We start from the raw sequence: 21,902 nt of genomic DNA on the forward strand, positions 1-21,902 counted from the left end.
GGTCAGGCTCCCTTCAGCTTCACGGTGCCGGAGATGGTGGCCTCCGCGGGCAGCTCCCCGCCACCACCACCGGTGATCCCTGCCAGCGCGCGCTTGGTGACGGCGGCCTCCACCTGGTCGCAGGCGTGCGCGGTCATCTTGTCGCCGTACCCGGCCAGCGCCTTGCTGCCCACGTACTTCCGGCACAGGCGGACGGCCTCGGCGGTGCCTTCCCCGTAGACGCCATCGGCCCCGGCCGACCCGAGGGCGTCGCCGAAGCCCGCCCGGATGGTCCTGAGCTGAAGCAGCTTGACCGCCTCCCCTTCGCTGCCGATCGCGAGTCCAAGCATGTCGTTTACCTCCGTAATCGCCCCGGGGGGCTGTTCGAATGTGCCGTCCTCGACGAGCGCGTAGGCGCGATCGCCGGGGCAGCTGGTCGAGATGAAGTCGCGGTGGCCGAGCACCGTTCCGGCGATCGAGGTGTCCGGTTCCATCAGCCACTGGCGGAGCGCCCGCACCGCGTTGATCTGCTCCGGGGTGATGACGTCGGTCGGGCCGGTGGCCAGCGTCACCGAGTAGTGCGAGGTGTTGCCCCCCGGCTGCGCGGCCTGGGTCTTGTACAGCCCCCGGCCTTCCAGGACGTAGCCGTGGGCGCAGCCCATGAACGAATAGGCGATGTCGGCCCAGCCGCGGGAGGGGCCGGTGTGGAAGGAGCGGGTGTCGCGCCAGTACTTCAGGCAGGCCGCGTGGTCCTTGCGGGCCAGCCCCTGGTCGGCGCTGTCGTAGTGGATGACCAGTCCGGATCGGGGATTGGCCCGGGTCGCGGGCGAGGACCCCCATCCCAGATCGGACCGGGACACGTACTTCGGTGGTCGGGGCAAAGGTGCCTCCAGGCATGCGAAAGCCCCGGCATGAAACCGGGGCCCAGGGGTGTGGTTTAGGTCAGGTGGTCAGCGTGATGATCACGGTGGTCAACGTGCCGACCAGGATGCCGATGCCGGTCACGACCAGGGCGACGATGCTGATCGTCCGACGCCCGCGAGCGTCCATGTCCGTGTGGGTCACGGCGGTCTGCTCCAGCGCGCTGACCCGGGTCGTGACCCTGTCGATGTCCTCGCGGGTGGCCATGGCCCGGTCGATGCCGTCGAGCCGGGTATCGAGCACGGCCAGCGCCGCCTCGTGCTGGTCGGCCCGGCGGTCCTGGTGCTCCAGGCGCTCGATGATGACGTCCAGCCGACCGTTCACGGCGGTCAGACCGACCTCGACCACGCGGTGGATGTCGGCCAGGGCGCTGCCCCCTTCCTCTGCGGGGCTCATTCTTCGACGAGGGTGTACGTGCCGGAGTAGCCCCGAACGACCTGCACGTCGGTGAACCCGGCCGAGGCGAGGACGTCCTGGATGGCCACGACGATCTGCGTGGGGTCGCCAATGCCACCCAGCTTCACGTCCACCTCTCCGCGGTCCACTCCGTTCGGGTGCTGACCGGAGACGGTGTACTCGCCGTCGTAGAACGGAGGCGTGTTGTTGTAGTCCAGAGGCTGCAACTGCCACGTGTGCGACATGGTGTCTCGCTTTCTAGGTAACTTCGTACCGACCCGAGAGCAACAGCAGGTCGCCGTCTCCCCATGGGTGGCCGTCGTGTCCGACGTTCTGGGCGGAGTTGTTGCCCAGGCCGGAGGTGCTGCTGTCCGCGACACGCACAAGGCCGGTGGAGAACAGAAGCACCCCGAACCCGTACCGGTGGTTGTCGATCTGGATCACGCACTGTCCCACCGCGCCGAGGTTGGACCCGGCGCCCCAGCTCCTCGGCGGGACGGGTAGGCCGAAGTCGTAGGGGCCGTTGCCGAAGGACGTGGTGGACCCCGCCACGATGCGGAGCATGAAGTCCACGGTCGTGCCGACCTGCATCCAGCGGCCGATGATCTGCCCGTTGCCGATGCTCGGGTTGGTGGTCGCGGCCGTCCAGGACGGGGTGTAGGGCTGCCACACTCCCTGTCCGGCTCGGAGCCTCTCGGCGGTGATGCGCTGCCCGGCGAGCCAGTCGGCCACGGGCGATCACCTCCTCTCTCTACAGGGCCACGATCGCGGGCTGGGCCAGGCGCACGCCCGTGCCCGCCGCGTGCGGCTTGACGATTCCGTTGACGGAGCGCTGGCAGATCAGCGACTGCGGGAACCCGGTGCTGCCATCGCCGACGACCTGGGTGACCCGCATGACCTCGCCCCCGCACGTGATGTCGAACGGGCAGTCCTCCGCGCTGGTGGTCCACGGCGGGCCGGAGGTGGTGGACACCGGCAGGTGCGTCTCCTCCTGGTCGATGTCGAACGCCAGCACGGAGCCGCTGGTGTCGGCGCGGTCCGGGGCGGACGGGTCCACCTCGGCCGGGGCCGACTCGGCGACCACACCCACCGTCCACGCCGAGGCCGGTGTGCAGGTGAGCGTCAAGTCCCACGCGAACGCGCCGATCCTCTCCTCGTAGCCCTGCACGATCAGGTCCAGGTCCTGGGCCTGGGTCCAGTGCGGGGGGTTGAGGATGCGGATGCGGTCTCCGGCGTCGAGTCCGAGCAGGGCGGGGATGTGCTCGCGCATGCGGGGGTTGGCGAGGTTGACCCGGATGGTCGGCCAGCGCAGTTCATCGACCGTCCCGAGGTGGAGGCGCCACCCGGCCTGGTCGGCGAGCTGGCCGTCCGAGGCCAGGGACAGGGTCACGGACTCGTCGTAGCGGCCGACCGTGTTCACGCCCAGGGGGCCGTCCTCGTCCACCACGTGGAAGCTGCTGCCGTGGTCGCGTTTGACCTCGATGTCGTTCCTGAGCTGCTGGTCGTCGTCCACGGGCTCGACCGGATCCGAGATGTGCCCGGCGGTGTAGTCCAAGGTGATGACCGGCTGGCGGTTGTACAGGTCCTTGCGGGCCCGGTACAGCAGACCCAGCGCGTCCCTCGGCTCACCCGGCACGCCCAGGTCCGCGTCCATCGCCGCCCCGACCCCGTCCAGGAACGTGCCCTCCGGCTCCGGTCCCAGCTCCGTGTCGGCGTCCCCGACCACCAGGACCGGCACCTGCTCGCCCACCGACAGCCGAGAGAGCCGGTCCGCAGCCGTCTCCCCCGCATACCCGTTGCCAGCCAGGAAGTACGCCGTCGCCAGGTGGCTGCCCCACACGGTGATGTGCCCGATCGACAGGTCGCCCAGCTCCGTCCCGAACCGGGTGTCGATCCGGGCCGGTGATCCCACGCCGGGCCCGTGCGTGTAGGTACGCCACCCGCCCCGGTAGGCCCCGGTGGACCTGCTCAAGTCGAGCACCTGGGCCTCAGTGGTGCACTCCGACCCGGTCGTGTAGGAGCGCAGGCGGAGCCGGTTCCACTGGCCCAGCACCACCGGGGGCTGCGTCGCGTCGATGTAGAACGACGCGGGGGTGGCCAACTCGGCGCCGTCCAGGTCGCGGATGTTCAGCACCATGATGGGGCGCCCATCAGTCCACCGGCGGGTGATCACCCACGCCCGCATCGTGGACGTGGTGACGTCGAGCAGCATCTGGTCCGTGGTGGATTCGGTGGCCTCCTCCAGCCGGAACAGCATGTCGACCTCCCACGCGCCGCTGTCGACGGACGGGATGGGGCCGGACAGCAGACGAGCGCCGGGGCGCACCTTGGGCAGCGGCCCGGACGAGATGAGCGTGTCGTCCTCCGCGTAGGTCAGCCCGCTGGTGGTCAGCGGCCCGGTGTGCCCGGTGACCTCGGCGGCCTGGGTGGACAGCTGGCCGTCCTCCAGCGGCCAGTACGCCAGCGGCCGGTACCCGGGGATGCCCCGCCGGAGCGAGGACTGCAAGGGTTTCGCCCCTTGGCCCAGGCGCCGGCCGATCCCCGACGCCTGGATCGGCACCCACACGTCCGAGTCGGACAGGTCCCACCGGGGCGGCCAGCTGCTGATCTCGCCGACGAACCGCACCCCTGTGTCCTCGGGGACCGGGGTGCGGATGGTCAGGTCCCGCACCGCCACGACGGTGGGCATCGGGGTGGTGTCCGCACCCGCGGTGACGAAGCCTCCGAAGGAGATCGGGCCGGGCCCGGTGATCGCGGTGGTGTAGGCCTGCCCCAGCCACGGCTCCGGCTCCAGATCACCATCCGCCCACACCTTCAGCTTGACCTCGGGTCCCACCGCCAGCAGACGGCAGCGCACCCACTCGCCCACGGCGTAGGACACGGGGGCGATCGTGTCGGGCGGCGTCAGCTGGGTGTCCTGGCCGCCGAGCCGCTGACGTACATCCCCGCTGACGTAGCACCGGCCGTCCGGCGAGCCGGAGAAAGCCCTCACGGCCACGCCCACGTACAGCGCGTCCAGGCCCTCCTGGTGGCGGAGGCCGAGGTTGCAGTACGTGGCGCCCGACAGGGCCCCGGTGGGCAGCTCGGACAGCTGGAACGACCAGGTGACATCCATGTCCCCGGGGATGGTGTTGGTGGTGATCGTGCGGACGTTGACGGCGACGCTGTCGGCCTTCATGTAGCCCGCGCCGGGGGTGGTCCAGAAGTCGTCAGGGCCGCCGCTGGAGCGGACCCAGGTCTGGCCAGTGTCGGCCGTGCCCCACGTCTCCGTGGTGGCCCGGTCGAAGCTGTCGCGGACCAGGGTGACGCCGGGGTCGGGCAGGTCGGCCGCCCTCACCCGCACGGGGGTGTTGCGGCCGATGAGCCCGTAGTACGGCGAGAGCGGGTTCCTCGGCGAGTAGCGGCCGTGGCGGTTGTTGAGCAGCAGCGACAGCGACGACGGGTCCGCGCGCGCCGCCTCATCGGCCCGACCCCGGCGGATCAGCAAATCCTCGGACACGCGCACGTCCCCCGTGACCGGCACCCACTCGCCGTCGACCCCCAGCTCGACCGTGAGCAGGGGCGGGAACGTCGGCGGCCTGGAGGCGGCGATCTCCACCGGCGGGGCCGCCAGCGGCAGCGTCGCCGACACCGGCAGGAGAGCGTTGCGCACCACCCCGGCGTCGCCCGACTCCACGGCCAGGGCCCCGGCGGCAGACACGGTGGCGTGCCGGGAGAGCGTCGCGGCTCCGGCCACCGCCAGCGTCCCCTCGGCGACGATCGTGCCGGGGGCCAGGTCCGCGGTCACGTCCGCCGTGCCCGCCAGCGGCAGCACCCCTGCGGCGGACAGCTGGTGGTGGGTCGGCCAGGGGCCCAGCCACTCGCCCTCACCGACACGGATCTGGTCGACGTAGGGGGTGGGCGCGGAGGAGATCCCGGCGCCCTGGGTGTACAGCTGGCCGACCGTGCTGCCCGCCGCCCGCTGTTCGGAGTACTCGTAGTCGGGCGCGCCCTGGCCGTGGATGTCGGTCCAGTACAGCCGGTACGCCATCCGCTCCAGGGTCGCGCTGATCTCCACCCGCACCCAGTTGCCGACCACGTTGTCCTCGATCACCGCGGCCGGGATGGCGTGGGTGCCCAGCAGGTACTGGCGGGACTCGGTGGCCAGGTAAAACTCGGTGATGACGTTCGCGTCGCGGACCCGGTACCAGGTGCCTTGGCGGAGCAGCAGGTAGAACGAGATCGAGTAGGCGTTCACGGCGGCGGCCGGGTTGTACAGCCACACGTCGCCGTGCGGGCTGCCGGTGTCCGTGCCCAGGCGCAGGGACGACCGCCCCATCACGGCCTGGTCGCCGTAGCGCACGGCGTTCGCGGGGGCGTTGTTGCGGATCCCCGCGATGGGGTCGCCGTAGGCCGCCGAGTTGGCGACCGTGACCGAGGTCCCCGGCGTGCCGTCGAAGCTATTGGCCCAGACCACGGCCATGGCGTGCCCCCTTCCTACTCGGAGCTGATGGACGCGGCCAGAACCCCGGTCGCCATGTCCAGCGTCAGCGGCTCCACGGTGGCCGTGCCGGGGCTGGGGTAGGGCTGCGGAACCGCCGCCGGGATGCCGCCCAGCCACGCCCCGGCTGAGGACCACAGGCCGACGTGGGTGATCTCCCCGCTGCCGAGGCTGGGCACGTCGAACACGATCGCGTCCGTCGCCCGGATGGCCCCGTCAGCGGGGGGCTGCCACGCCACCGGCTGTCGGGCGTAGCCGCCGCCGGTCACCTCCGAAGCTCCGGTGCTGCCGGGGTCAGCGATGTGCAGGGAGGCCTCCACGGCGGTCGTCGCGGCGGCGGACAGCATCGGGTGATACAAGGCGTTGGTGAAGGCCACGACGGGCCCTCCTCTCTGGTCGTGCGGCTACTGGCCGAAGGCGGCCTGGACGGAGCCGCCGCCGTTGGTGCGGACCATCTTGCGCATGAGCTTCTTCCACTCCTCGTCGGCGCCGGTGACGTCGAGCGTGAGGGTCTGACCGCCCTGCCCACCGCGCTGAGTGGCCGCCACCGTCGACGCGGACAAGGACGGCAGGGACGGGGCCCGGGTCGCCGTAGCGGTCACCCGGTCATCGAACGGGAACATCAACTGGTCGGCGATGCGGTCGATGCGCGCCAGCTCGCCGAGGATGCCGTCCCCGATGTTCTCCGCGATCTTCGCGCCGGACAGCTCCGGAGCACCCGACCCGGACAGCGGGCCCTCCTTCGCCGGGGAGAACGGCAACTTGTTCCGGATGGTCGATGCCATCTCCGACGCGGTCCCCGACAGCGACCCGAGCATCGACTTGATGCCGTTGATCAGCCCTTGGATGACGTTCTTACCGGCGTTGAACAGGAGCGACCCGAGGTTGCCCAAGGCAGACCGGATCCGGCCCGGGATGGACCGCACGAACCCGATCATCCCGGCGATCGTGGACACCACCCGCTTGTGCATGCCCATCACGGCGTTGATCGCGAGGTTCTTCGCGGTGTTGAAGCCTGTGGAGATCGTCGACTTCACGAACTCGATGGCGCCGGTGACCTTCGAGGTGATGGCCTCCCACGCGCCGCTGATCTTGCCGGTGATCCAGTCCCACGCCGAGGCGACACCGGACTTGATGGACTCCCACAGCCCCACGAAGAACGACTTGATGGCCTCCCACACGGTGGCGGCGGTCGACTTGATCCACGCCCAGGCCGTGGCCAGCGCGCTCTTGATCCACTCCCAGGCGAAGAGCGTGGCGGCCACGATCTCGTCCCAGTACACGATGATCAGCACGACCACGGCGATGAGCGCGATGATCCCAGCGATGATCCACGTGATCGGGTTCGCCCAGAACGCGGCGTTCAGCAACCACTGCACGCCGGTCCACACCAGGGTGGCGACGCGGACGGCGAGCATGATGCCCTGGTAGATCTTCAGGGCGGCGGTCGCCGCGGCTGCCGCTCCGGCGATGAGCAGGATCGCGGTGGCCATCCCAGCGATCGCGCCCTGGTTGTCGGACACCCACCCGGCCACGTCGGACAGGGCTGGGCCGAGCCCGGCGGCCAGGTCCGTGGTCAGGGACCGGATCGACGAAGAGAACTGCTGGGCGGGGTCATCGGCCAGGGTGTCGGCCATGCCCTGGGCGGACCCGGACACGTTGTCGAGGCTGGCCGTGGACGGGTCCAGGGCGTACAAGGCGTCCGCCAGATCCTCGGCCTTGGTGCCGAACAGCTCGGTTGCGATGGCGTCGCGCTGCATCGGGTCCTCGACGTCGCGCAGGGCGTCCAGGGTGATGTCCAGGGCCTCGGTCGCGGAGTCTCCGCCCTCGCTGATCTTCGCGAAAAGCTCGTCCGCAGGTAGGCCCAGGGACTCGAAGCCACCGCGGACCCGGTCTGACCCGGCCACTGCCTCGATCGAGAATTCCTTGATGGCGTCCGCGACGGTGTCGGCGTCGCGGGCACCGGCCTGGAGGCCCTGGGAGATGAGCCCCATCGCTTGCTCGCCGGACAGGCCCATGGACCGGAACTGGGTGGAGTACTCGGTGACGGTGTCGAGCAGGTCCCCGGACCGGTCCGCGCCCGACTGGAACCCAGCGGTGAGGATGTCGAAGGCCTCGGTGGCGTCGGCCGCGAGCCCGGTCTTCATGAGCTGCCCGGCGGCGACGGTGGCCTGGTTGACGTCCTGGTCAAAGGTGGTGGCCAACGCGAGCGCGCTGGTAGACATCTCTTCCAGCTCGCCGGTGGTGAAGGTGGACAGGCCGCCGATGTTGGTGTGCACGCCCTGCAAGGCGGTGTTGACCTCGCCGATGGAGGACCCGAACCCGTCGGAGTAGACGGCGCCGGCGACCTCCCCGGCCCGTGCGGCTTCGTCCGCGGTGAGGCCGAGCTGGGCGGTCAGCTTCGCGTTGGCCGACCCGATGTCCAGGGCCGCGGTGATGCCACCGCCCAGGGCGGCGCCGGTGACGAGTCCGGCGGTGGTGCCGATTCCCTCCAGCGTGACGCCGAGCTGCTCCGCGTCACGCTGGACGTCATCGAACGCGGACTTCACGGCGCGGGTGGCCTGCTGGGCGCCGGACTCCACGCCCTTGGCGTCCACCCCGATCTCCACCATCAGCTCCTGGAGGGTGGCCATGGGACACCCCCTTTCAGGAGTTACCGCCGACGTCGGCGGATACGGTTCGGCTGGTCAGCTTTGTGTGAGGCGATGCGGGTAGTGCGGCCGTCCGCGTGCCGGATTTCCTCTTCGCCGCCCAGGGCGCGGTTGGCGTCGCGGACGGCGGCCAGCTGCTCCTCCCAGGAGGTGCCGCGTTCGCGGTCCCAGTCGGGCAGGAAGTCCTTCGGCTTGGCCTTGCGGCCCTTGCCGCGGTTGGCGTTGGACACGACGGCGGCCAGCAGTGCGAAGAGCTGGTCGTCGCGCTGCTGGCCGATCGGTCCGCTGATCTGCTCCCAGGCCATCCACCGGGTCAGCTCCGCCGAGGACATGCTGCGCAGCGTCTCGGCGACGGACTTGCCCAGGTAGCCCGCTAGTCGGTGTTGGAAGGCGAGTTCTGGGCGCTGTCGGAGGGCTCTTTTCCCTCCTCCACCGCGTCCTTGCCGATGCCGGACAGGCGGCGCACGTGGCCGAAAAGCTCGTCGATGACCTTGCCGGACTTCTTACCGAGGTCCTTGGCGTCGGAGTCGGCGAAGACCCGCTCACCCTTGTCGTCCACGATGGCCTTGACCACGAGCTTCGCGCGGAAGTTCTGGAGGCGGGTGAGTGCGGCGGCGTCGCCCTTGGTGGCGGCGCTGACCATGGTCTCGTAGGCGTCGCGGTCGACGGCGGACAGGCCGACGACGCGCACCGTGCCGCCCCATTCGGGCACCGGGACGTCCTCGTGCTGTACGTCCTGGGCGCCGAGGATGGCGTCTTTACCGAGCAGTGCCATGAGGGGTGTCTCCTTCGCTGGTGTTGGTGGCCTGCGCGTTGCGGGCCATCAGGGTGAGGGTGACGGTCGGGATCTCGTCGGGGTCGACGGGGACGACCACGGAGTCGCGGCGGATCGCGGCACCGGGGATCTCCACCCCGTCCACGACCACGCTCGCGTGCAGACCCTGACGGGTCACGGTGATGCGGTCGGCGGGCATCAGACCGCTTCCAGGCTGGACAGGGTCGGCTTGCCCGATACCTTCCACGTCAGGGACGCGGCCAGCTTGTCGTCGTGGGGCGCTTCCGGCTCGAAGCCGGTGAGCCCGGCCTGGAACGTCCAGGTGGTCGCGGCCGGGTCGGGGAAGGTCACCCGGTACCCGCGCGGGTCGGAGTACTCGTAGTCCTCGGTGAGCGGGTCGTGCATGACGGGGTCGTAGTTGATGTCCGCGGACACCTCGCCGCCGTCCTTCAGGCCGAAGATGAACTCCCGCCACCCGTCCGGGCTGTCGTGGGCGGTGACGTCGATCTCCTCCCGGCTGGTGCCGGGGCCGGAAAGGTTGGTCATGGAGCCGACCGGTTCGTAGTCCTCCAGGCCCGGCGTCGCTTCGCGTTCGAGCTTGACGCCGAAGCCATCGCGTCCTGCCATGGCTACTCCTGTTCGTGTTCTGTGTTGATGCGGAACCGCAGGACGACGTGGCGTATCTGCGGATTCTCGTCTCGGATGTTCTGGCCGAACTCGAAGCGCACGCTGACCGTGTGGTGGCCGTCGACGGTGAGCGGCTGGTGGTCCACGAGCGTGGTCGCCTCGTCCGCGATCCCGTTGGCCTGGGACCACCCGCGCTCTTTCGACCACACGTGCAGGTAGATGGTGGTGTCCCGGCCCAGCCCGTCGTGAGTGTTGTCGGCGGACTCGGTGGAGATCTCACCGATCGTCACGTAGGGGTGGGCGGCCGTCTCGTCCACGTAGTCGTAGACCGGGCACGACAGGCCGCCGGCCAGGCGCTCGTACAGGGCGCGTTGGATCCCCGCGGCGGGGCGCACTCCCACGGGTCACCCCCTATCTGAGCTTGTCCAGGGCGGAGCCGACGTGGCGTCGGAGCCGCTTGGGGTACTCGGGGGCTTCGGCTTCGGCGGCCGGGAGCGCGAACGGCTGGGCGGCGGTGCGGCTGGTGCCGAACTCGACCAGGGCGGCCCACCAGGCACGGGCGGCACCCATCACACCGACCCTGCCGCGTAGCGCCCCGATGACCCGGCGGCCGATCGCGCCGTGCAGCATCCCGGACGCGCGCGGCACACGGGAGCGCATGCCGTTGTACACGGCCGTCACGGACTCGGTGGTGGCGTCCCGGCACCCGTCGTAGATCTGATCAGGCAGATACCGCAGCTGCTTCTCCAGGCGCTTGAGGCCCTTCACGGTGACCTTCGCCATCAGCCACCGCCTTCGGGTTGGATCAGCTCACAGTCGGCTCGCAGGTACACCGCCTCGGACGGCACCACCGTGGCGGCCACCCGCCAAACCTGCCCGCCCCGGCGAAGCTCGTCCCCGCGCTGGACGTCCGCCCCGGGGTTGAAGTACACCGGCTGGGTGTGGTCGGCCCCGGCCTGGCGGGCGGCCACCCGCTCCGCAGCGGACGGCTGGGAGAGACGGCACCGGATCGGGCCGACCTCTGTCCAGGTGGTGGTCTGCCCGCCGGACCCGTCCGGCACCGACGTGCGCCGCCACAGGGCCAGCCGGGCGTTGAGCCGGTGGCCGATGGTGCGGCGTCTCATCGGGGCAGTCGCACCACGGCGACGTCCACCGACGTCACCCCGTCCCAGGACAGGGCCGCCCGGCGAAGGGCCGGGTTCCGGTACACCGACGACAGCGGCACCACCGCGACCTCCCCGGCCGGGATGGTGACGTCGACGTCCTGCACCGGGATACCGCGGACCGTGCCCGGGGTGGCCAGGGTGAGCGTGTGCGCGGACGCGTCGTCGTTGCGCACGAGCAGCACCATGCCGGTGCCGGTGGGTGCTTCGTCGCCACCGGCCGACGCCGGGGTCCAGGAGACCGTGTCCAGTCCGGCGACCGGGGCGTCCTGTGCTGTGAGTACAGCCATGGGTCAGTCCTTCCTCATTGGGGGCGGACGACGTGGGCGCCGCCGCCGAAGCGCGACCGCAGCCGGGCGCGCAGGTAGTCGGGTAGCTCCATCTCGGTGATGAGCCCGTCGTCTCCGTAGGCCACGGAGTAGTCGCCGATGCGCTCGGACCGCACGTCCCCGGCGGCCAGGCCGCCGCCGTCGTCCTCGGACCGGTAGGCGATGAGCGCCGACGTGGCGATGCGGCACACCAGGTCCACGATGTCGGTCGGCACCACGGGCAGGCCGTGGGTGTAGGTGACCTCCACCTCGGTGCGGTCGGTGCCCCACCCACAGGTGCGGTACAGGGACGCGCGGGGGCGGGAGAGCCGCCACCCGGCCGCGTCCTCGCCGTCGAGCAGGACGGCGTCCACGGCGGTGATGGGCGGGCCGGGCAGCGGTAGGCGTTCCTCCCGCTGCCCGGCCAGCACCACCGTGTCCGTGGTCTGGCTGATGGAGCATCCGGCCGCGGCCCTGACCGCACCGGAGGCCACGACCAGGTACCGCTCCACGACCTGGGTTTCGTCGGTGGCGACCGTGACGCCGAGCGCTTCCATGTCGGCGATGGTCGCCAGCGGGTCCAGCGCCACAGTGCCCCCTCTACTCCGCGGCCAGTTCCTGGAGCTGGGCCTTGGTCATGTCGGCGACCTCGGACGGGTCGACGTCGTAGGTGGCCAGGATGTAGGCCTCCCAGTCCTCGCGGCGCGCGGTCTTGGCCGGGCGCTTGGGGGCGCCGTCGCCCTGGTCCTGCTCGACGTCGGCGTCGCCCTGGTCGCTCTGGTCCTGGTCGGTGTTGGGGAAGCCGGTGACGGCGAAGGACCTGGACGCCAGGGTTCCGGCAGCGGCAGCGGCAGCGGTGGTGGCCAGGCCGGTGATCTTGCCGTGGGCGCGCTCGTTGCCGTACTCCAGGCCGATCTCGCCGTAGATCTGGGTGCGCTCGGCGGAGCCGGTCTTGGCCAACTCCTCCTGGAACAAGAAGCCCTTGCCCGGGATCGGCAAAAACCTCGGCGCGCACTGCTCCAGGGAGGCCACGGCCAGCGAGTTCGCGGGCATGTACCGGTGGAGCATGATGTTCAGGCGGCCGAAGTCCGTCTCGATGGTCTGGAGGTTCACCCCGCCCACGTTGCGGGTCTGCTCCTGGAAGCCCCGGTCCGTGATGAAGATCTTCGTGAGCTGACGCTTCTGCCAGGCGTTCGCCATGATCGTGGCGGTCTCGGACTCGCTGATACCGCCCGAGGTCCACACGTCCTGCATCAGGTTCAGGACCATGTCCTCGGTGAGCGGCTGGTCGGCGGTGCCGTCGTTGGCGTCAACGGCGTTGGTGGTGATGGCCTCCAGCAGGCCGCGGGTGCGGCGCGGGGTGGCGTTCGTGGTCGGGTCCTGGAACGTCCCGGCAACGAAAGTCGCCTCGACGTCCCTCGCGATCTGCTTCAGGGCCTGGGTGACCTGCCAGCCGTGCTCGTTGGTGACGGCGTTGGCGCCGGACACGCCCTGCACGTTGGGGTTGGCGGCGCCGATGTCACCGAACTGGCCGGTCGCGGCCTGCTTCGTGTAGCTGGTGGAGACGGTCTCCTGGTGGATCTCCACGACGTTCATCACCGCGAAACGGGCGCGGGCCTCGGCGGTGGGGGCGTCGGCTCCCTCGACGCGCTGCCGGTCGGTGGCGGCGTCGCGCAGGTCGTACCCGGACCAGGTGAAGTGCGTGGCGTTGGCCGGGCGGCCGCCGGTCAGCCCGCCGATCGCGGACAGGAACGGGGTGTCCTCGGGGGTGACGGCGAAGAGTTCGCCGACGTAGTTGGGGAGGTTGTACGTGGTGCCCATGCCGGTGATTCCGGGCATCGGGGTCTCCTCTTCTCATTGGTCCCGGCACAGGCCGGGCGGGTTACTTGCTCTTCTTGGCGGCCTGGGCGAGCTTGACCTGCTTCAGTCGCACGGAGGTGGCGATGTCGCCCTTGGCCTCGGCCTCGCGGATCTGGGCGTCGATGCTCTTGGCCTGGGAACCGCGGCCCTGTCCTCCGTCGCCGCCGCCCTGGAACCGCTTGCGCGGCTGGGCGTCGGCGGCCAGGTAGGGCTTGCGGGCGATCAGGTCAGCGATGGCGTCGGCGATCTCGTCCGCGTCGACCTCGCCGTCGTCCCCGACCTCGAAGCCGTCCAGGTCCAGGAAGGACAGTGCGTCCTTGGGGTCGGCGAGTTTGCCCGCGGCCGCCGCGCGCACCTCCGCACGCACGATCCTGCTGTTCGCCTTGGCCATCGCGGCCTGCTCGGCGGCCACCGCCGGGTCCGGGCCGTCGCCGTCCTTCTTGGCGGTGGCTTCGGCGAGCTGGCGTTCCACCTCCCGGCGCTTGTCGCGTTCGGCCTTCCACTTCGCCTTGGTGGCGTCCAGCGCCTTCTTGCCTGCGTCGCCGAGCTGGTCGGCGCCTTCCGGGTCGGCGTCGGTGTCGTCGGCGTCGCCCTGGCCGTCGTTGTCGTCGTGGGACGTTGCGTCCCCGTCGTCGCTGTCGGCGTCGCCCTGGTCGTTGCCCTGGTCGCCCTGGTCGCCGTTGCCGGGGGCGTCGTTGGTGCCGTCGCCGCCCATGACGGGCCAGACGATGCGGCCGGAGGGCAGCACCGCCAGCGCGGTCAGGCCGGTGTAGGGGTGGACGGGCAGGGCCTCGGTGGTGTCGTGCATCATCGGTCTCCCGTTGCGGGTGTTGCCGCCCTCGTTGCGGGGGCGGGCGGGTCCATCAGATAGCCGTGCTCGTACAGCAGCTCCAGGGCGTGCTGGCGGTCACGGGAATCGCGCATGATCGCCTCCGGTGTGAGCCGGGGACGGCGCGAAGTCGCGTAGCGCTGCCCGGGGGCGCGGGCGATGTCGCCCAGTCGCTGCCCGGCCAGACCGCGGCGGGTCGTGCCCTCGGTGGTGTAGCGGCGGCCAGCCCTACGGTCGCCGGGCGCGATCATGCCCCGCCTCGCGTTGACGACCTGGCCGATGTCGGCTCCGGCGCGGATCGCTGCGGCGTTGTGCACCCCGAAGGACCGGTTCTGCTGCTCGCGCGACATGGCGTTGAAGGCCTCGGCCGGGTCGGTGCCGGTCAGGTGCTGGCCGGGGCGGAGCGGCACCGTCTGGCACGCGCACCGGGGATGGCGGGCGAACCCCTCGGACCAGGCGTACTCGCGGCCCGCGAGGACCACGCACCGGCCGCACGCCCCGGACGAGACCACCCGCGTGTACGCCACCACCCGGGGCCGGGCGGCCGTGCCCACCTGCTCGGCGGCGCGTCCGGCGTCCAGGACCTGGGTGCGCACCAGGGTGTCCAGCTGCCAGCGCCCGGCGGCCAGGGCCCGGGTCGGGGTGTCGCCCTGGCGGATGCGGCCCAGGGTGGTGATCGCGGGCAGGGTGAGCAGGGTCGGCAGGTCGCGGCCGTCCGAGGCCACACCGGAGAACGCGTCCGCGTTGACGGCGGCCACCGCGGGGGCGGCCACGCCGAGGAGTTCGTCCAGGTACTCGGCCGACCCGAGTGCGGCGGTCAGCTGGAGCGTGGCCAGCAGTGTGGTCGCGTTGGGCAGCAGCCGCGTCCAGGACTCGCCGATGTTGTTCGGGTCGACCTGGCGCCACAGCCGGTCCGTGGCGCGTCCGGCCTGGGAGGCCAGGCGTTCCTGGTGGGCGCGTTGGGCCAGGGCGGCGGCTGGGGCGGTCACTCCTCCAGCTCCTCGCCGTCCGGCTCCTCGGCCGGGGCGGGCCCGGTCGGGGCGGCGGGGATGTCCGTGCGGGCCAGGGTGTCAGCGAACCCGCCGAGCGGGTCCATCGCCAGCTCCCGATCGCGCATGCCCATGACCCGGGACACCTCGGACGGCTCCAGGCCGTACTCCTCCAGGATCCACTCCAGCGGCATGCCGATCTGGCGAAGCTTCACCAGGCTGTCGACCTTCTGGGCCAGGCCCCGGAACTGGGGGTCCTTCCACACGATGCGCGCGGACAGGGCGGCGCGGGCGCGGGCGGGGTCGTTCTGGGCGGCGGCCACCAGCGAGAAGATGCGGCGGATGCCCGGGGTGAAGTAGGTGATGCGCTCCTGGGCCTTGGACACCAGCCCGGTCTCGGCGGCGGTCAGCGCCTCCGCGGACAGGTTGCTCACCTTGCCGATGAGGTAGTGCGGCGGGGTGCGGGTCTGGGCCGCGATGTGCTCGATAGCGCGCTCGATCACCGCGGAGAAGACGTCCAGGCGGGCGGCGGACCACTCGCCGATGGTCGCGGTTTCGTCGGGCACCCACAGGATCCGCTCCTTCATCAGCCCGTTCAGGTCCACCGGGCGTTCGCCGACGACCTCGCCTTCGGCGTTGAGGATCGGCAGCATGGGGGCTTCGGCGCCGGTGACGACCCGCTGCGGCAGCGACGCGAAGTCCAGCGCGTTCATCAGGTAGGACCAGATGAGGTTGATCGCGCCCTGCATGGCGATGACCCCGTCGATGTCCGACAGGGGCGCGTCGTCCAGCAGGGTCTGGTTGCGCAGCTCCACCAGCGGCACAGCACCCATGGGGTTGGTGATGGGCCAGGTGTCGTCACTGGCCGGGTGGCGGGGCTCCCACCCGCCGGTGGGGTCCACCGGTAGCCGCGGCTCGTTCTGCACAGCGAGCTGAGAGCCCTTGCGCTGGAACTTCCACACGCGGTCGCGGGTGTACAGGGTCGCGTACTCGAACCCAGCGTCCTGGTCGTCCCACAGCTTCAGTCCGGCGATGGGGCGGCGGGTGTCGGGCTTGTAGGACACGATGGCCTGTTCGGCGCGCTCCCAGGTGATGACGGGGGTTTCGGGGTCGTCGTCGTCCCCCCACACCAGCGCGAACGCACGGGACGCGGCCAGGCCGACCACGAACGCCTCCGAGGAATCGCGTTCGCATTCGTTGGTGCGCCACACCCGCCCCATCTCCGCGTCGGGGCGCAGCTGGTCGCCGTCCAATCGGATACCGAGGACGTCCATGCGCTCAGCCGGGGTGGACACGATGACGGGGCACCAGTTGTCGGAGAACCCCTGGAAGCGGTCGCCCATGTACTCGGCGAACTGCTCCGACGCGAAGAGCATCGGCTGCTCGCCCCGGAAGTGGGACATGCGGTTCTCGATGCGGGGCTGACGCAACCGGAGTTCGGAGGCGAGCCGCTGCATCGTCAGCAGCGCCTGCCTCGCGTCGTCGGTCATGAGCACGTCGAGTTCGACGGCCGTCTCGGTCACAGCTGCTCACCTCCTGGTCATGGATCCGGTGTAGATGTAGTTCTTCTTCTTGCGGGCCTTACCTGCGGCGATGGCGTCACCGGCCGCTTCGTGAGCGAGGATGCTGGTCACGCAGACGTCGATCTTTTGGTGCTCCGAGGCCTTGCGGAGCACGTACCGGTCACCCGGCCTCGCGGCCGCGCGGGCGTTCGCGACGTGGTCGGCGGTGATCTCGCACCCGTCGTGCCAAAAGTCGGAGTCCTTCTTCAGCACGTCGGTCTTCAGGCGCTCGCACGCGGCGTGCATCTGCACGATCCGGCGGGTCTGCCACCGGATGACCTTGCGTTCGCCGTACTTGTCGACCCAGGCATCCACCTCGGTCTCCCAGTACGGCGGGTCCGCATACAGCAGGACGACGTCGTAGCGGCGCATGATCTCGTCCAGGGCGGCGTCGACCTCCAGGCGCGGCACCTGCCCGTCCGGGTAGGTGGCCGGGTTCCAGATGGTCGGCAGCTTGTCCGGCCCATACGTCGGGGTGAACTGGTAGCCGGACAGGGTCTCCGCCCGAAACGCCGTCCAGTCGTCGATGTCGGACCCGTCGAAGCCGAGCACGATCCGTTCGCGGTACCGGAGCGGCCGCGGTTTGGCCCGCTTCGCCCAGGCCTCCCCGGCCAGCCACGCCCCGGTGCCGGACACGGACCGGTTCCCGAAGAACCTCTCCGCCTGGGAGGGGTCCTTCTCCAGGAGTTCAGCGGCCTCGGCCTCGATGGCGTCCAGGTCCACATGGTCAGACCCGGCGTACACGTACCGGTGGATCCGGCGGCGTTCCCGCTTGTTGGCGTAGCTCAAGCCCTTCGGGGCTTGCGGGTGGTAGCGGAAGATGTCGCGTTGCCGGGACTCGGCGGTGCGCCTGGCCGTGGAGTCCTCGGACGGGTCCCACGCGTTTGTGGTCTCCAGTGCCCGACCCGACATGCCGGCGAGGCCGCGGCGCTGGGCTTCGGCGACGCCGATCATCTTGTTCGGGACCGTGTACGTGCCGGTCTCGTCCTGGAGGGCGAACACGATCGGGTTGCCGAGACGGCTCCGTGCGGAGCTGGTGACGACGTCGGCGCGGCCTCCACCGTCGCCGGTCAGGATGCGGGTGAACTCCTCGCCCACGGTCAGTAGGTCCGCCAGCGGTCCGCCCCGCACCATCGCTTTCAGGTGCCCGTACACGTTCGTTTCGACCTGGTCCGAGGAGGACCCGAGCATCTGCACGAGCGGGTCGTGCCAGGGCATGCCCATGGGTTCGCCCGGCTGGTAGGGGTACCACCATCCGCACTCGCACCCGTGGTCGGAGCACCGGTAGCGTTCGCCGCCCTTAGCCCACCCGGCGAAAACGGCCGGGCCCACCATCTCGTTCAGGGTCATCCCAGCCGACCACGGGCCCTTGCCGGTCTTCTGCGGGGCCACGATCTGGCTGCGGCGGTAGTGGAACGCGGTGGACCGCTGCCCCCAGGTCGCGCCCGGCTTGACCCGGTAGTGGTTGACGGTGCACCACAGCTGCCACGGGTACAGCTCCATGGGCTCACCGGCCCGGAACCCGCCCGGCACCGGCAGGTGGGACTCCATCCAGTCCGGCACGACCCACAGGGTGGGGAAGTCGACAACGAAAGCGTCCGCGGCGGTCCGGCTAGGCCCCTTCGCCATGGGGCACGACCTTCAGCCGGTCCCGCGCGGACTTGCGGCGCGGCGCGGGCTTCTTCGGCTGCTCCACGGTCTCCTCGGCGGGGGTCTCCTGCTCGACGGGGCCGATCCGCCACCGCAGCCGGAGCAGGCCGGGGCCGGTCAGACCGAGCGACTCCATGTACTGCTTGGTGAGCTTGGCGGCGTCCGCGCGCGGCTGGGGCATCTCGGCCTCGGCCAGGGTCCGGACGAACAGGGCCACCTCGATGTCGAGACCGAGGCGCTCCCACATCACCGCCTGGGGGCGGGCCCACACCTCACGCCACAGGTCCCACTCGCGTGGTTCGACGTCGACCAGCGGCCAGTCCGGCACGGGGCCGGTGCGGCCCGCGGCGGGGAGTGTGGACCATCCGGACTTGTCTTCCTTGCGGTTGCGCCGGAGCGCGGCCGGGTCCGGCGGCGGCCCAGGGTTGGCGCGGGCTCCTCCACTCGGCATGCTGTCACCCCCTGTCACCGCGTTGCGCGGCATCCGATGCCCGTCACCGTGCGTGAGGGCGGGGACCTTTTGAACTTGACCGACTTCTCGGCGCCCTCCCCGGCGCCCCGGAGCACCCACCCCCCCAGGGGGTCACCCCCCGGGGGTTTCACTCTCTGTCGTTCCACCCGCCCGGTTGTTCGCGTGCGGTGATGCGCGCGTGGCACCTTTTGGTGAGTGCGAGCAAGTTGTCTGGGTCGTGGCCGCGCGGTCCGAGCGGTCCGAGCCCGTCCTTGTGGTGCACTTCGGTGGCGCGTGGTCGCATGACCCACGGCTGCTGGCTGTGTTCGACGCACTCACACCACGGGTTCGCGCGAAGGTAGGCACGTTGCGTGCGGTACCAGCGGGCGTCGTATCCGGCCTGTGCTGAGGTGCGGCGGGCCCGCTTGCGCTTGGCCTGGCAGGAGGGGCAGGGGCCGGAGGGGGTGAGGGTGGGGCACCCGGGGGTGGGGCACACCTGGAGTGCTCGGCGTTTGGGCATGGGGGTGGGGGCCTCCTGACGCGCAAACAGGGCGCACGGTTCACGTGGTGGCCTGTGCTGGCCACATGGGCGTGTGTGGTGCGCGGGGTGGGGTGTACTGGCGGCGTCTATCCCCTGTGGCGTGGAGGTGCCCCGTGCGGCGTGGTCTGGTGTGTGTGGTGTCCGTGGTGGCCCTGGCCGTGGCCGGGTGCGGCAGCCAGGAGGAGACGGCGCCCGAGGCGGACGCTCCCGCCTATGAGGTGCTCGCGCAGGAAGGCCGGATGACGGAGGTGCTGTCCGAGGGCGTGGACGCGGCCGGGGCGGAAGCCATCATCGACCAGGTCATCGCGGAGGAGTCGGACGGCTGGGAAGGCGAGCACAACGTCCAGGTCGTCGCCGAGGCGGACGCGGGGACGGTGGTGTGCCGGGCCCGGTGGGTGGAGGACGAGCAGTCGTCCCAGGCGCTCACGGGCGGGTCGGTCGTGCCGGAGGACGGCGAGGACTGGCCTGCGGTGGACCTGGAGTGCTTCGAGTAGCGCGCGCCCGGGTCAGTCGTCGTGGAGGCTGGCGAGGTTGATCCAGGTCTGGGCGAGGTCATCGAACTGGCCCATCTTGGCCAGGTCGGTCTCGGCTTCGGCCCAGCGCAGGAGGCGGGCGGCGGAGGCCATGCACTCGTCACGGGTGGGTGCGGTCTCGGCGGTCTGGGGCTCGGCCACGGCGTCCTCCTGGGTGTTGGGGTGCCCCGTTCTGGCCCGCGCGTCTACCCCCCAGCGAAGCGCGGACCAGAACGGGACGTGGGGAAGCCCAGCAGCGGGAAGGGGCGCCGCTGGGCTGGTCTTCAGGCCCGGTGAGGTGGACCGACGATGTCGAAGGTCTCCCGCGTGAGGTCGGCGGGGGCCCGCTTGGCGTCGACGCGGCGCAACTCCTCCTCGATGCGGGCTTTGCCTTCGTGGTCGTCGGGGAGGGCCACGTATTCGGGGGTGCGGACGACAACGGGGCTGATCAGTCCCGGCGGGAGGCTGGGCGGAAGGCCGGGGAGGCGCGCAACAGCAAGGATGCACACCTCCAATTCGTCCTTCGTTACCTGCTGAATCTGGTCCGCCAGAGAACTGGCGTCGATGGAGGTCCGGCCGAGCACGAGCACGATGCGGGCGTCCTGGTCGGGCTTGCGGGTCGGCATGACCCACCGGGCGGGGTCCACGCCGGGCAGGTCGACGTCGAACCCGAACGCGAGAATCGGCGGGAAGCCGTCGTGCGTCTCGAAGTCGTGCTGGAGCTGGTCGGGTGTGAGCCCGTCGAGGACGAGGATGTGCTGGTCCTCGGTGACGTCGCCGACCGTGCGGGTGCCGACGTGCAGGGTACGCAGGCGTGCCATGGGTTCCTCCAGGAGGGCATGAGGGGGTGGAAGTGCCCCGGCCGACCGTCACCCTCATGTCGGTCGGCCGGGGCTGGCCCTGCCCCGTGTCAGCGCGACCCCCCAGCAGCGCGGACGTTAGGGGCGGGCGGTGCCCTCGCGGGTCCAGGCGGCGTGTGCGGGCTGGAGCGGCAGAGGGCACGTGGGGCGCCCGGCGGCTGAGCGTGGACCGCCGGGCGGGTCTGAACATGACGAAGGCCCCGCACCTGTTGGTGTCGGGGCCTGGCGTCTTCGGAAAGCTCTCGCCATCCTGCACCGAAGGATTCCAGGTTTGTCAAGTCCGCGCAAGTCGGGCGGCCACCCGGGCGGCGCGTCGCCTCGCCTTCTGCTCGACCTCGGTCGTGGTCGTGTGGTCCCGGGACACGGCGCAGCGAACCTGCCCGTCGATCGGCAGGCCCGGGGCGACCACGGCACGCAGGGCCCCACCGCACACGCGCGGGGTCTCGCCGTCCAGAGTGGTCATGCGGCAGGCGTCGGGGAGCGGCACGTACCGGATGGGCCGGTCGACGGCACGGGTCGCCTGCTCGACGGCCGAGATGATCTCGTCCACCAGGTCGGCGCCCCACGGTGCGGCGCGGAGCTGGGTGACGACGGGGGCGAGCCAGGCCGCCATAGCGGCGGTGGTGTCGTTGGGCAGGTGGGCGATGCGGGCGGCCCGGCAGGTGCGGTGCGTGCAGGTGCGGCAGGCGGGCCCGGCGATGGGTCGGGCAGCGGCGTGGACGAGACGCACCCAGGTGGACAGGGTGGACCGCAGCACGGCGGCGGCCTCGCTGGCGCGGAGGTCGATGGGCATGGGGGCCTCGCTGGCCTTGGTGGGCTTGCCGCCGGACTGGCCGGTGCCGAGGGTGACCTGCTTCGCGGTGGCGGTCACCAGGTCGCTGGCGAGCCAGTCGGCGACCTGTCCGAGTGCCTTCACGGCGCGGGCGGCGCACGTGGTGCAGCAGGGGGCGTTGTCGCCGCTGGGGCGTCCGCAGAGGTTGCACGGGTGGTGGCGGTTGGTCATCGGTCCCCCGGGTCGGTGATGGTGGTCGGCGGGTGGGGCCCGGGTTCCGTCAGCGCTCGTGACGGAACCCGAGCAGGGCGGGTCAGCCTTCGCGGTACATGACGGGCCCCCTGGTGGTCCACGCCCGGGCGTACTCGTCCTCGTGCTTGCCGCGGTGGCCCTTGGCGCGCAGGCAGGTGGCGGTGGCGGGGATGCTGATCCCCGGGGTGGCCTCGGTGGTGTGGCCGCACGCGCCGGTGCGCTCGCGTTCGGCGTCGAGCTGGCCTCGGCGGATGCTGGCGACTGTGGCGGTCAGGCCAGCGAGGGACTGGAGGAGAGGGTCGGTGCTCATCGGGTGGTGCTCCT

At 71.0% G+C, this 21,902-nt stretch carries 28 protein-coding genes; 1 reads left to right on the forward strand and 27 read right to left on the reverse strand.

Annotated features, from left to right (window positions below):
* Window positions 1–2 precede the first annotated feature (2 nt).
* The 23 genes from ACSIH6_RS09075 to ACSIH6_RS09185 all read right to left on the reverse strand — a co-directional run bounded on the left by ACSIH6_RS09075 (window position 3) and on the right by ACSIH6_RS09185 (window position 19,161).
* Complete coding sequence (locus tag ACSIH6_RS09075) at window positions 3–860, reverse strand: peptidoglycan recognition protein family protein (RefSeq protein ID WP_435107780.1); 858 nt, start codon at window positions 858–860, stop codon at window positions 3–5.
* Between the two features lie 61 nt (window positions 861–921).
* A complete protein-coding gene (locus ACSIH6_RS09080) occupies window positions 922–1,296 on the reverse strand; it encodes a hypothetical protein (protein ID WP_435107781.1) in 375 nt (124 codons plus the stop codon).
* Entirely contained in the window at window positions 1,293–1,541 is a 249-nt protein-coding gene (locus ACSIH6_RS09085; RefSeq protein WP_435107783.1) for a hypothetical protein, read from the reverse strand. The genes ACSIH6_RS09080 and ACSIH6_RS09085 overlap by 4 nt, the downstream gene beginning before the upstream one ends.
* Before the next feature lie 13 nt (window positions 1,542–1,554).
* The gene (locus ACSIH6_RS09090; RefSeq protein ID WP_435107785.1) at window positions 1,555–2,028 is read right to left on the reverse strand and encodes a hypothetical protein; all 474 of its coding nucleotides are present in this window, start codon (window positions 2,026–2,028) and stop codon (window positions 1,555–1,557) included.
* 19 nt (window positions 2,029–2,047) lie between these two features.
* Entirely contained in the window at window positions 2,048–5,758 is a 3,711-nt protein-coding gene (locus ACSIH6_RS09095; protein WP_435107786.1) for a hypothetical protein, read from the reverse strand.
* A gap of 14 nt (window positions 5,759–5,772) precedes the next feature.
* Window positions 5,773–6,153: a phage tail fiber protein gene (locus ACSIH6_RS09100; RefSeq protein WP_435107787.1), complete on the reverse strand. Its 381-nt coding sequence runs from the start codon at window positions 6,151–6,153 to the stop codon at window positions 5,773–5,775.
* Between the two features lie 27 nt (window positions 6,154–6,180).
* Window positions 6,181–8,409 (reverse strand): phage tail tape measure protein, encoded by a 2,229-nt coding sequence (locus ACSIH6_RS09105; RefSeq protein WP_435107788.1) that lies wholly within the window; start codon window positions 8,407–8,409, stop codon window positions 6,181–6,183.
* A 20-nt stretch (window positions 8,410–8,429) separates the two neighbouring features.
* Window positions 8,430–8,759 carry a phage tail assembly protein T gene (locus ACSIH6_RS09110; RefSeq protein ID WP_435107789.1) on the reverse strand — a complete coding sequence of 110 codons (330 nt, stop codon included), beginning with the start codon at window positions 8,757–8,759 and terminating at the stop codon, window positions 8,430–8,432.
* Between the two features lie 41 nt (window positions 8,760–8,800).
* Window positions 8,801–9,202 carry a phage tail assembly chaperone gene (locus ACSIH6_RS09115; protein ID WP_435107790.1) on the reverse strand — a complete coding sequence of 134 codons (402 nt, stop codon included), beginning with the start codon at window positions 9,200–9,202 and terminating at the stop codon, window positions 8,801–8,803.
* On the reverse strand, window positions 9,186–9,401 hold the full coding sequence (locus ACSIH6_RS09120) for a hypothetical protein (RefSeq protein ID WP_435107791.1): 216 nt from the start codon (window positions 9,399–9,401) through the stop codon (window positions 9,186–9,188). The genes ACSIH6_RS09115 and ACSIH6_RS09120 overlap by 17 nt, the downstream gene beginning before the upstream one ends.
* Window positions 9,401–9,829: a phage tail tube protein gene (locus tag ACSIH6_RS09125; protein WP_435107792.1), complete on the reverse strand. Its 429-nt coding sequence runs from the start codon at window positions 9,827–9,829 to the stop codon at window positions 9,401–9,403. Before ACSIH6_RS09125 ends, ACSIH6_RS09120 begins: the two co-directional genes overlap by 1 nt.
* 2 nt (window positions 9,830–9,831) lie before the next feature.
* A complete protein-coding gene (locus ACSIH6_RS09130; RefSeq protein WP_435107793.1) occupies window positions 9,832–10,230 on the reverse strand; it encodes a DUF3168 domain-containing protein in 399 nt (132 codons plus the stop codon).
* Between the two features lie 10 nt (window positions 10,231–10,240).
* Complete coding sequence (locus ACSIH6_RS09135; protein WP_435107794.1) at window positions 10,241–10,612, reverse strand: HK97-gp10 family putative phage morphogenesis protein; 372 nt, start codon at window positions 10,610–10,612, stop codon at window positions 10,241–10,243.
* On the reverse strand, window positions 10,612–10,953 hold the full coding sequence (locus ACSIH6_RS09140) for a head-tail adaptor protein (protein WP_435107795.1): 342 nt from the start codon (window positions 10,951–10,953) through the stop codon (window positions 10,612–10,614). Before ACSIH6_RS09140 ends, ACSIH6_RS09135 begins: the two co-directional genes overlap by 1 nt.
* A complete protein-coding gene (locus ACSIH6_RS09145) occupies window positions 10,950–11,282 on the reverse strand; it encodes a hypothetical protein (protein ID WP_435107796.1) in 333 nt (110 codons plus the stop codon). Before ACSIH6_RS09145 ends, ACSIH6_RS09140 begins: the two co-directional genes overlap by 4 nt.
* 14 nt (window positions 11,283–11,296) lie before the next feature.
* Window positions 11,297–11,890, reverse strand: a complete 594-nt coding sequence (locus tag ACSIH6_RS09150) for a head-tail connector protein (RefSeq protein WP_435107797.1) — start codon at window positions 11,888–11,890, stop codon at window positions 11,297–11,299.
* Window positions 11,891–11,900: 10 nt separating this feature from the next.
* The gene (locus ACSIH6_RS09155; RefSeq protein WP_435107798.1) at window positions 11,901–13,139 is read right to left on the reverse strand and encodes an SU10 major capsid protein; all 1,239 of its coding nucleotides are present in this window, start codon (window positions 13,137–13,139) and stop codon (window positions 11,901–11,903) included.
* Between the two features lie 43 nt (window positions 13,140–13,182).
* On the reverse strand, window positions 13,183–13,971 hold the full coding sequence (locus tag ACSIH6_RS09160; RefSeq protein WP_435107799.1) for a hypothetical protein: 789 nt from the start codon (window positions 13,969–13,971) through the stop codon (window positions 13,183–13,185).
* Window positions 13,968–14,978 (reverse strand): VG15 protein, encoded by a 1,011-nt coding sequence (locus ACSIH6_RS09165; RefSeq protein WP_435107800.1) that lies wholly within the window; start codon window positions 14,976–14,978, stop codon window positions 13,968–13,970. The genes ACSIH6_RS09160 and ACSIH6_RS09165 overlap by 4 nt, the downstream gene beginning before the upstream one ends.
* Window positions 14,975–16,501, reverse strand: coding sequence for a phage portal protein (locus tag ACSIH6_RS09170; protein WP_435107801.1), 1,527 nt, complete (start codon window positions 16,499–16,501; stop codon window positions 14,975–14,977). The genes ACSIH6_RS09165 and ACSIH6_RS09170 overlap by 4 nt, the downstream gene beginning before the upstream one ends.
* Window positions 16,502–16,507: 6 nt before the next feature.
* Window positions 16,508–18,169 carry a terminase large subunit domain-containing protein gene (locus ACSIH6_RS09175; RefSeq protein WP_435107802.1) on the reverse strand — a complete coding sequence of 554 codons (1,662 nt, stop codon included), beginning with the start codon at window positions 18,167–18,169 and terminating at the stop codon, window positions 16,508–16,510.
* Complete coding sequence (locus ACSIH6_RS09180) at window positions 18,153–18,641, reverse strand: phage terminase small subunit (RefSeq protein WP_435107803.1); 489 nt, start codon at window positions 18,639–18,641, stop codon at window positions 18,153–18,155. Before ACSIH6_RS09180 ends, ACSIH6_RS09175 begins: the two co-directional genes overlap by 17 nt.
* Before the next feature lie 148 nt (window positions 18,642–18,789).
* Window positions 18,790–19,161 (reverse strand): HNH endonuclease signature motif containing protein, encoded by a 372-nt coding sequence (locus ACSIH6_RS09185; RefSeq protein ID WP_435107804.1) that lies wholly within the window; start codon window positions 19,159–19,161, stop codon window positions 18,790–18,792.
* Between the two features lie 134 nt (window positions 19,162–19,295).
* Between ACSIH6_RS09185 and ACSIH6_RS09190 the strand changes: the two genes are divergently transcribed.
* Window positions 19,296–19,676, forward strand: coding sequence for a hypothetical protein (locus tag ACSIH6_RS09190; protein ID WP_435107805.1), 381 nt, complete (start codon window positions 19,296–19,298; stop codon window positions 19,674–19,676).
* A 12-nt stretch (window positions 19,677–19,688) separates the two neighbouring features.
* Here the strand turns inward: ACSIH6_RS09190 and ACSIH6_RS09195 are convergent, their stop codons facing one another.
* The 4 genes from ACSIH6_RS09195 to ACSIH6_RS09210 all read right to left on the reverse strand — a co-directional run bounded on the left by ACSIH6_RS09195 (window position 19,689) and on the right by ACSIH6_RS09210 (window position 21,888).
* Window positions 19,689–19,856 carry a hypothetical protein gene (locus tag ACSIH6_RS09195; protein WP_435107806.1) on the reverse strand — a complete coding sequence of 56 codons (168 nt, stop codon included), beginning with the start codon at window positions 19,854–19,856 and terminating at the stop codon, window positions 19,689–19,691.
* Between the two features lie 122 nt (window positions 19,857–19,978).
* Window positions 19,979–20,515 carry a hypothetical protein gene (locus ACSIH6_RS09200; protein WP_435107807.1) on the reverse strand — a complete coding sequence of 179 codons (537 nt, stop codon included), beginning with the start codon at window positions 20,513–20,515 and terminating at the stop codon, window positions 19,979–19,981.
* A gap of 313 nt (window positions 20,516–20,828) precedes the next feature.
* Complete coding sequence (locus tag ACSIH6_RS09205) at window positions 20,829–21,557, reverse strand: hypothetical protein (RefSeq protein WP_435107808.1); 729 nt, start codon at window positions 21,555–21,557, stop codon at window positions 20,829–20,831.
* Window positions 21,558–21,639: 82 nt separating this feature from the next.
* Window positions 21,640–21,888: a hypothetical protein gene (locus ACSIH6_RS09210; protein WP_435107809.1), complete on the reverse strand. Its 249-nt coding sequence runs from the start codon at window positions 21,886–21,888 to the stop codon at window positions 21,640–21,642.
* Between the last annotated feature and the right edge of the window lie 14 nt (window positions 21,889–21,902).

The organism is Nocardiopsis synnemataformans, assembly GCF_965343085.1.
In the GTDB taxonomy this organism is placed as follows: domain Bacteria; phylum Actinomycetota; class Actinomycetes; order Streptosporangiales; family Streptosporangiaceae; genus Nocardiopsis; species Nocardiopsis alborubida.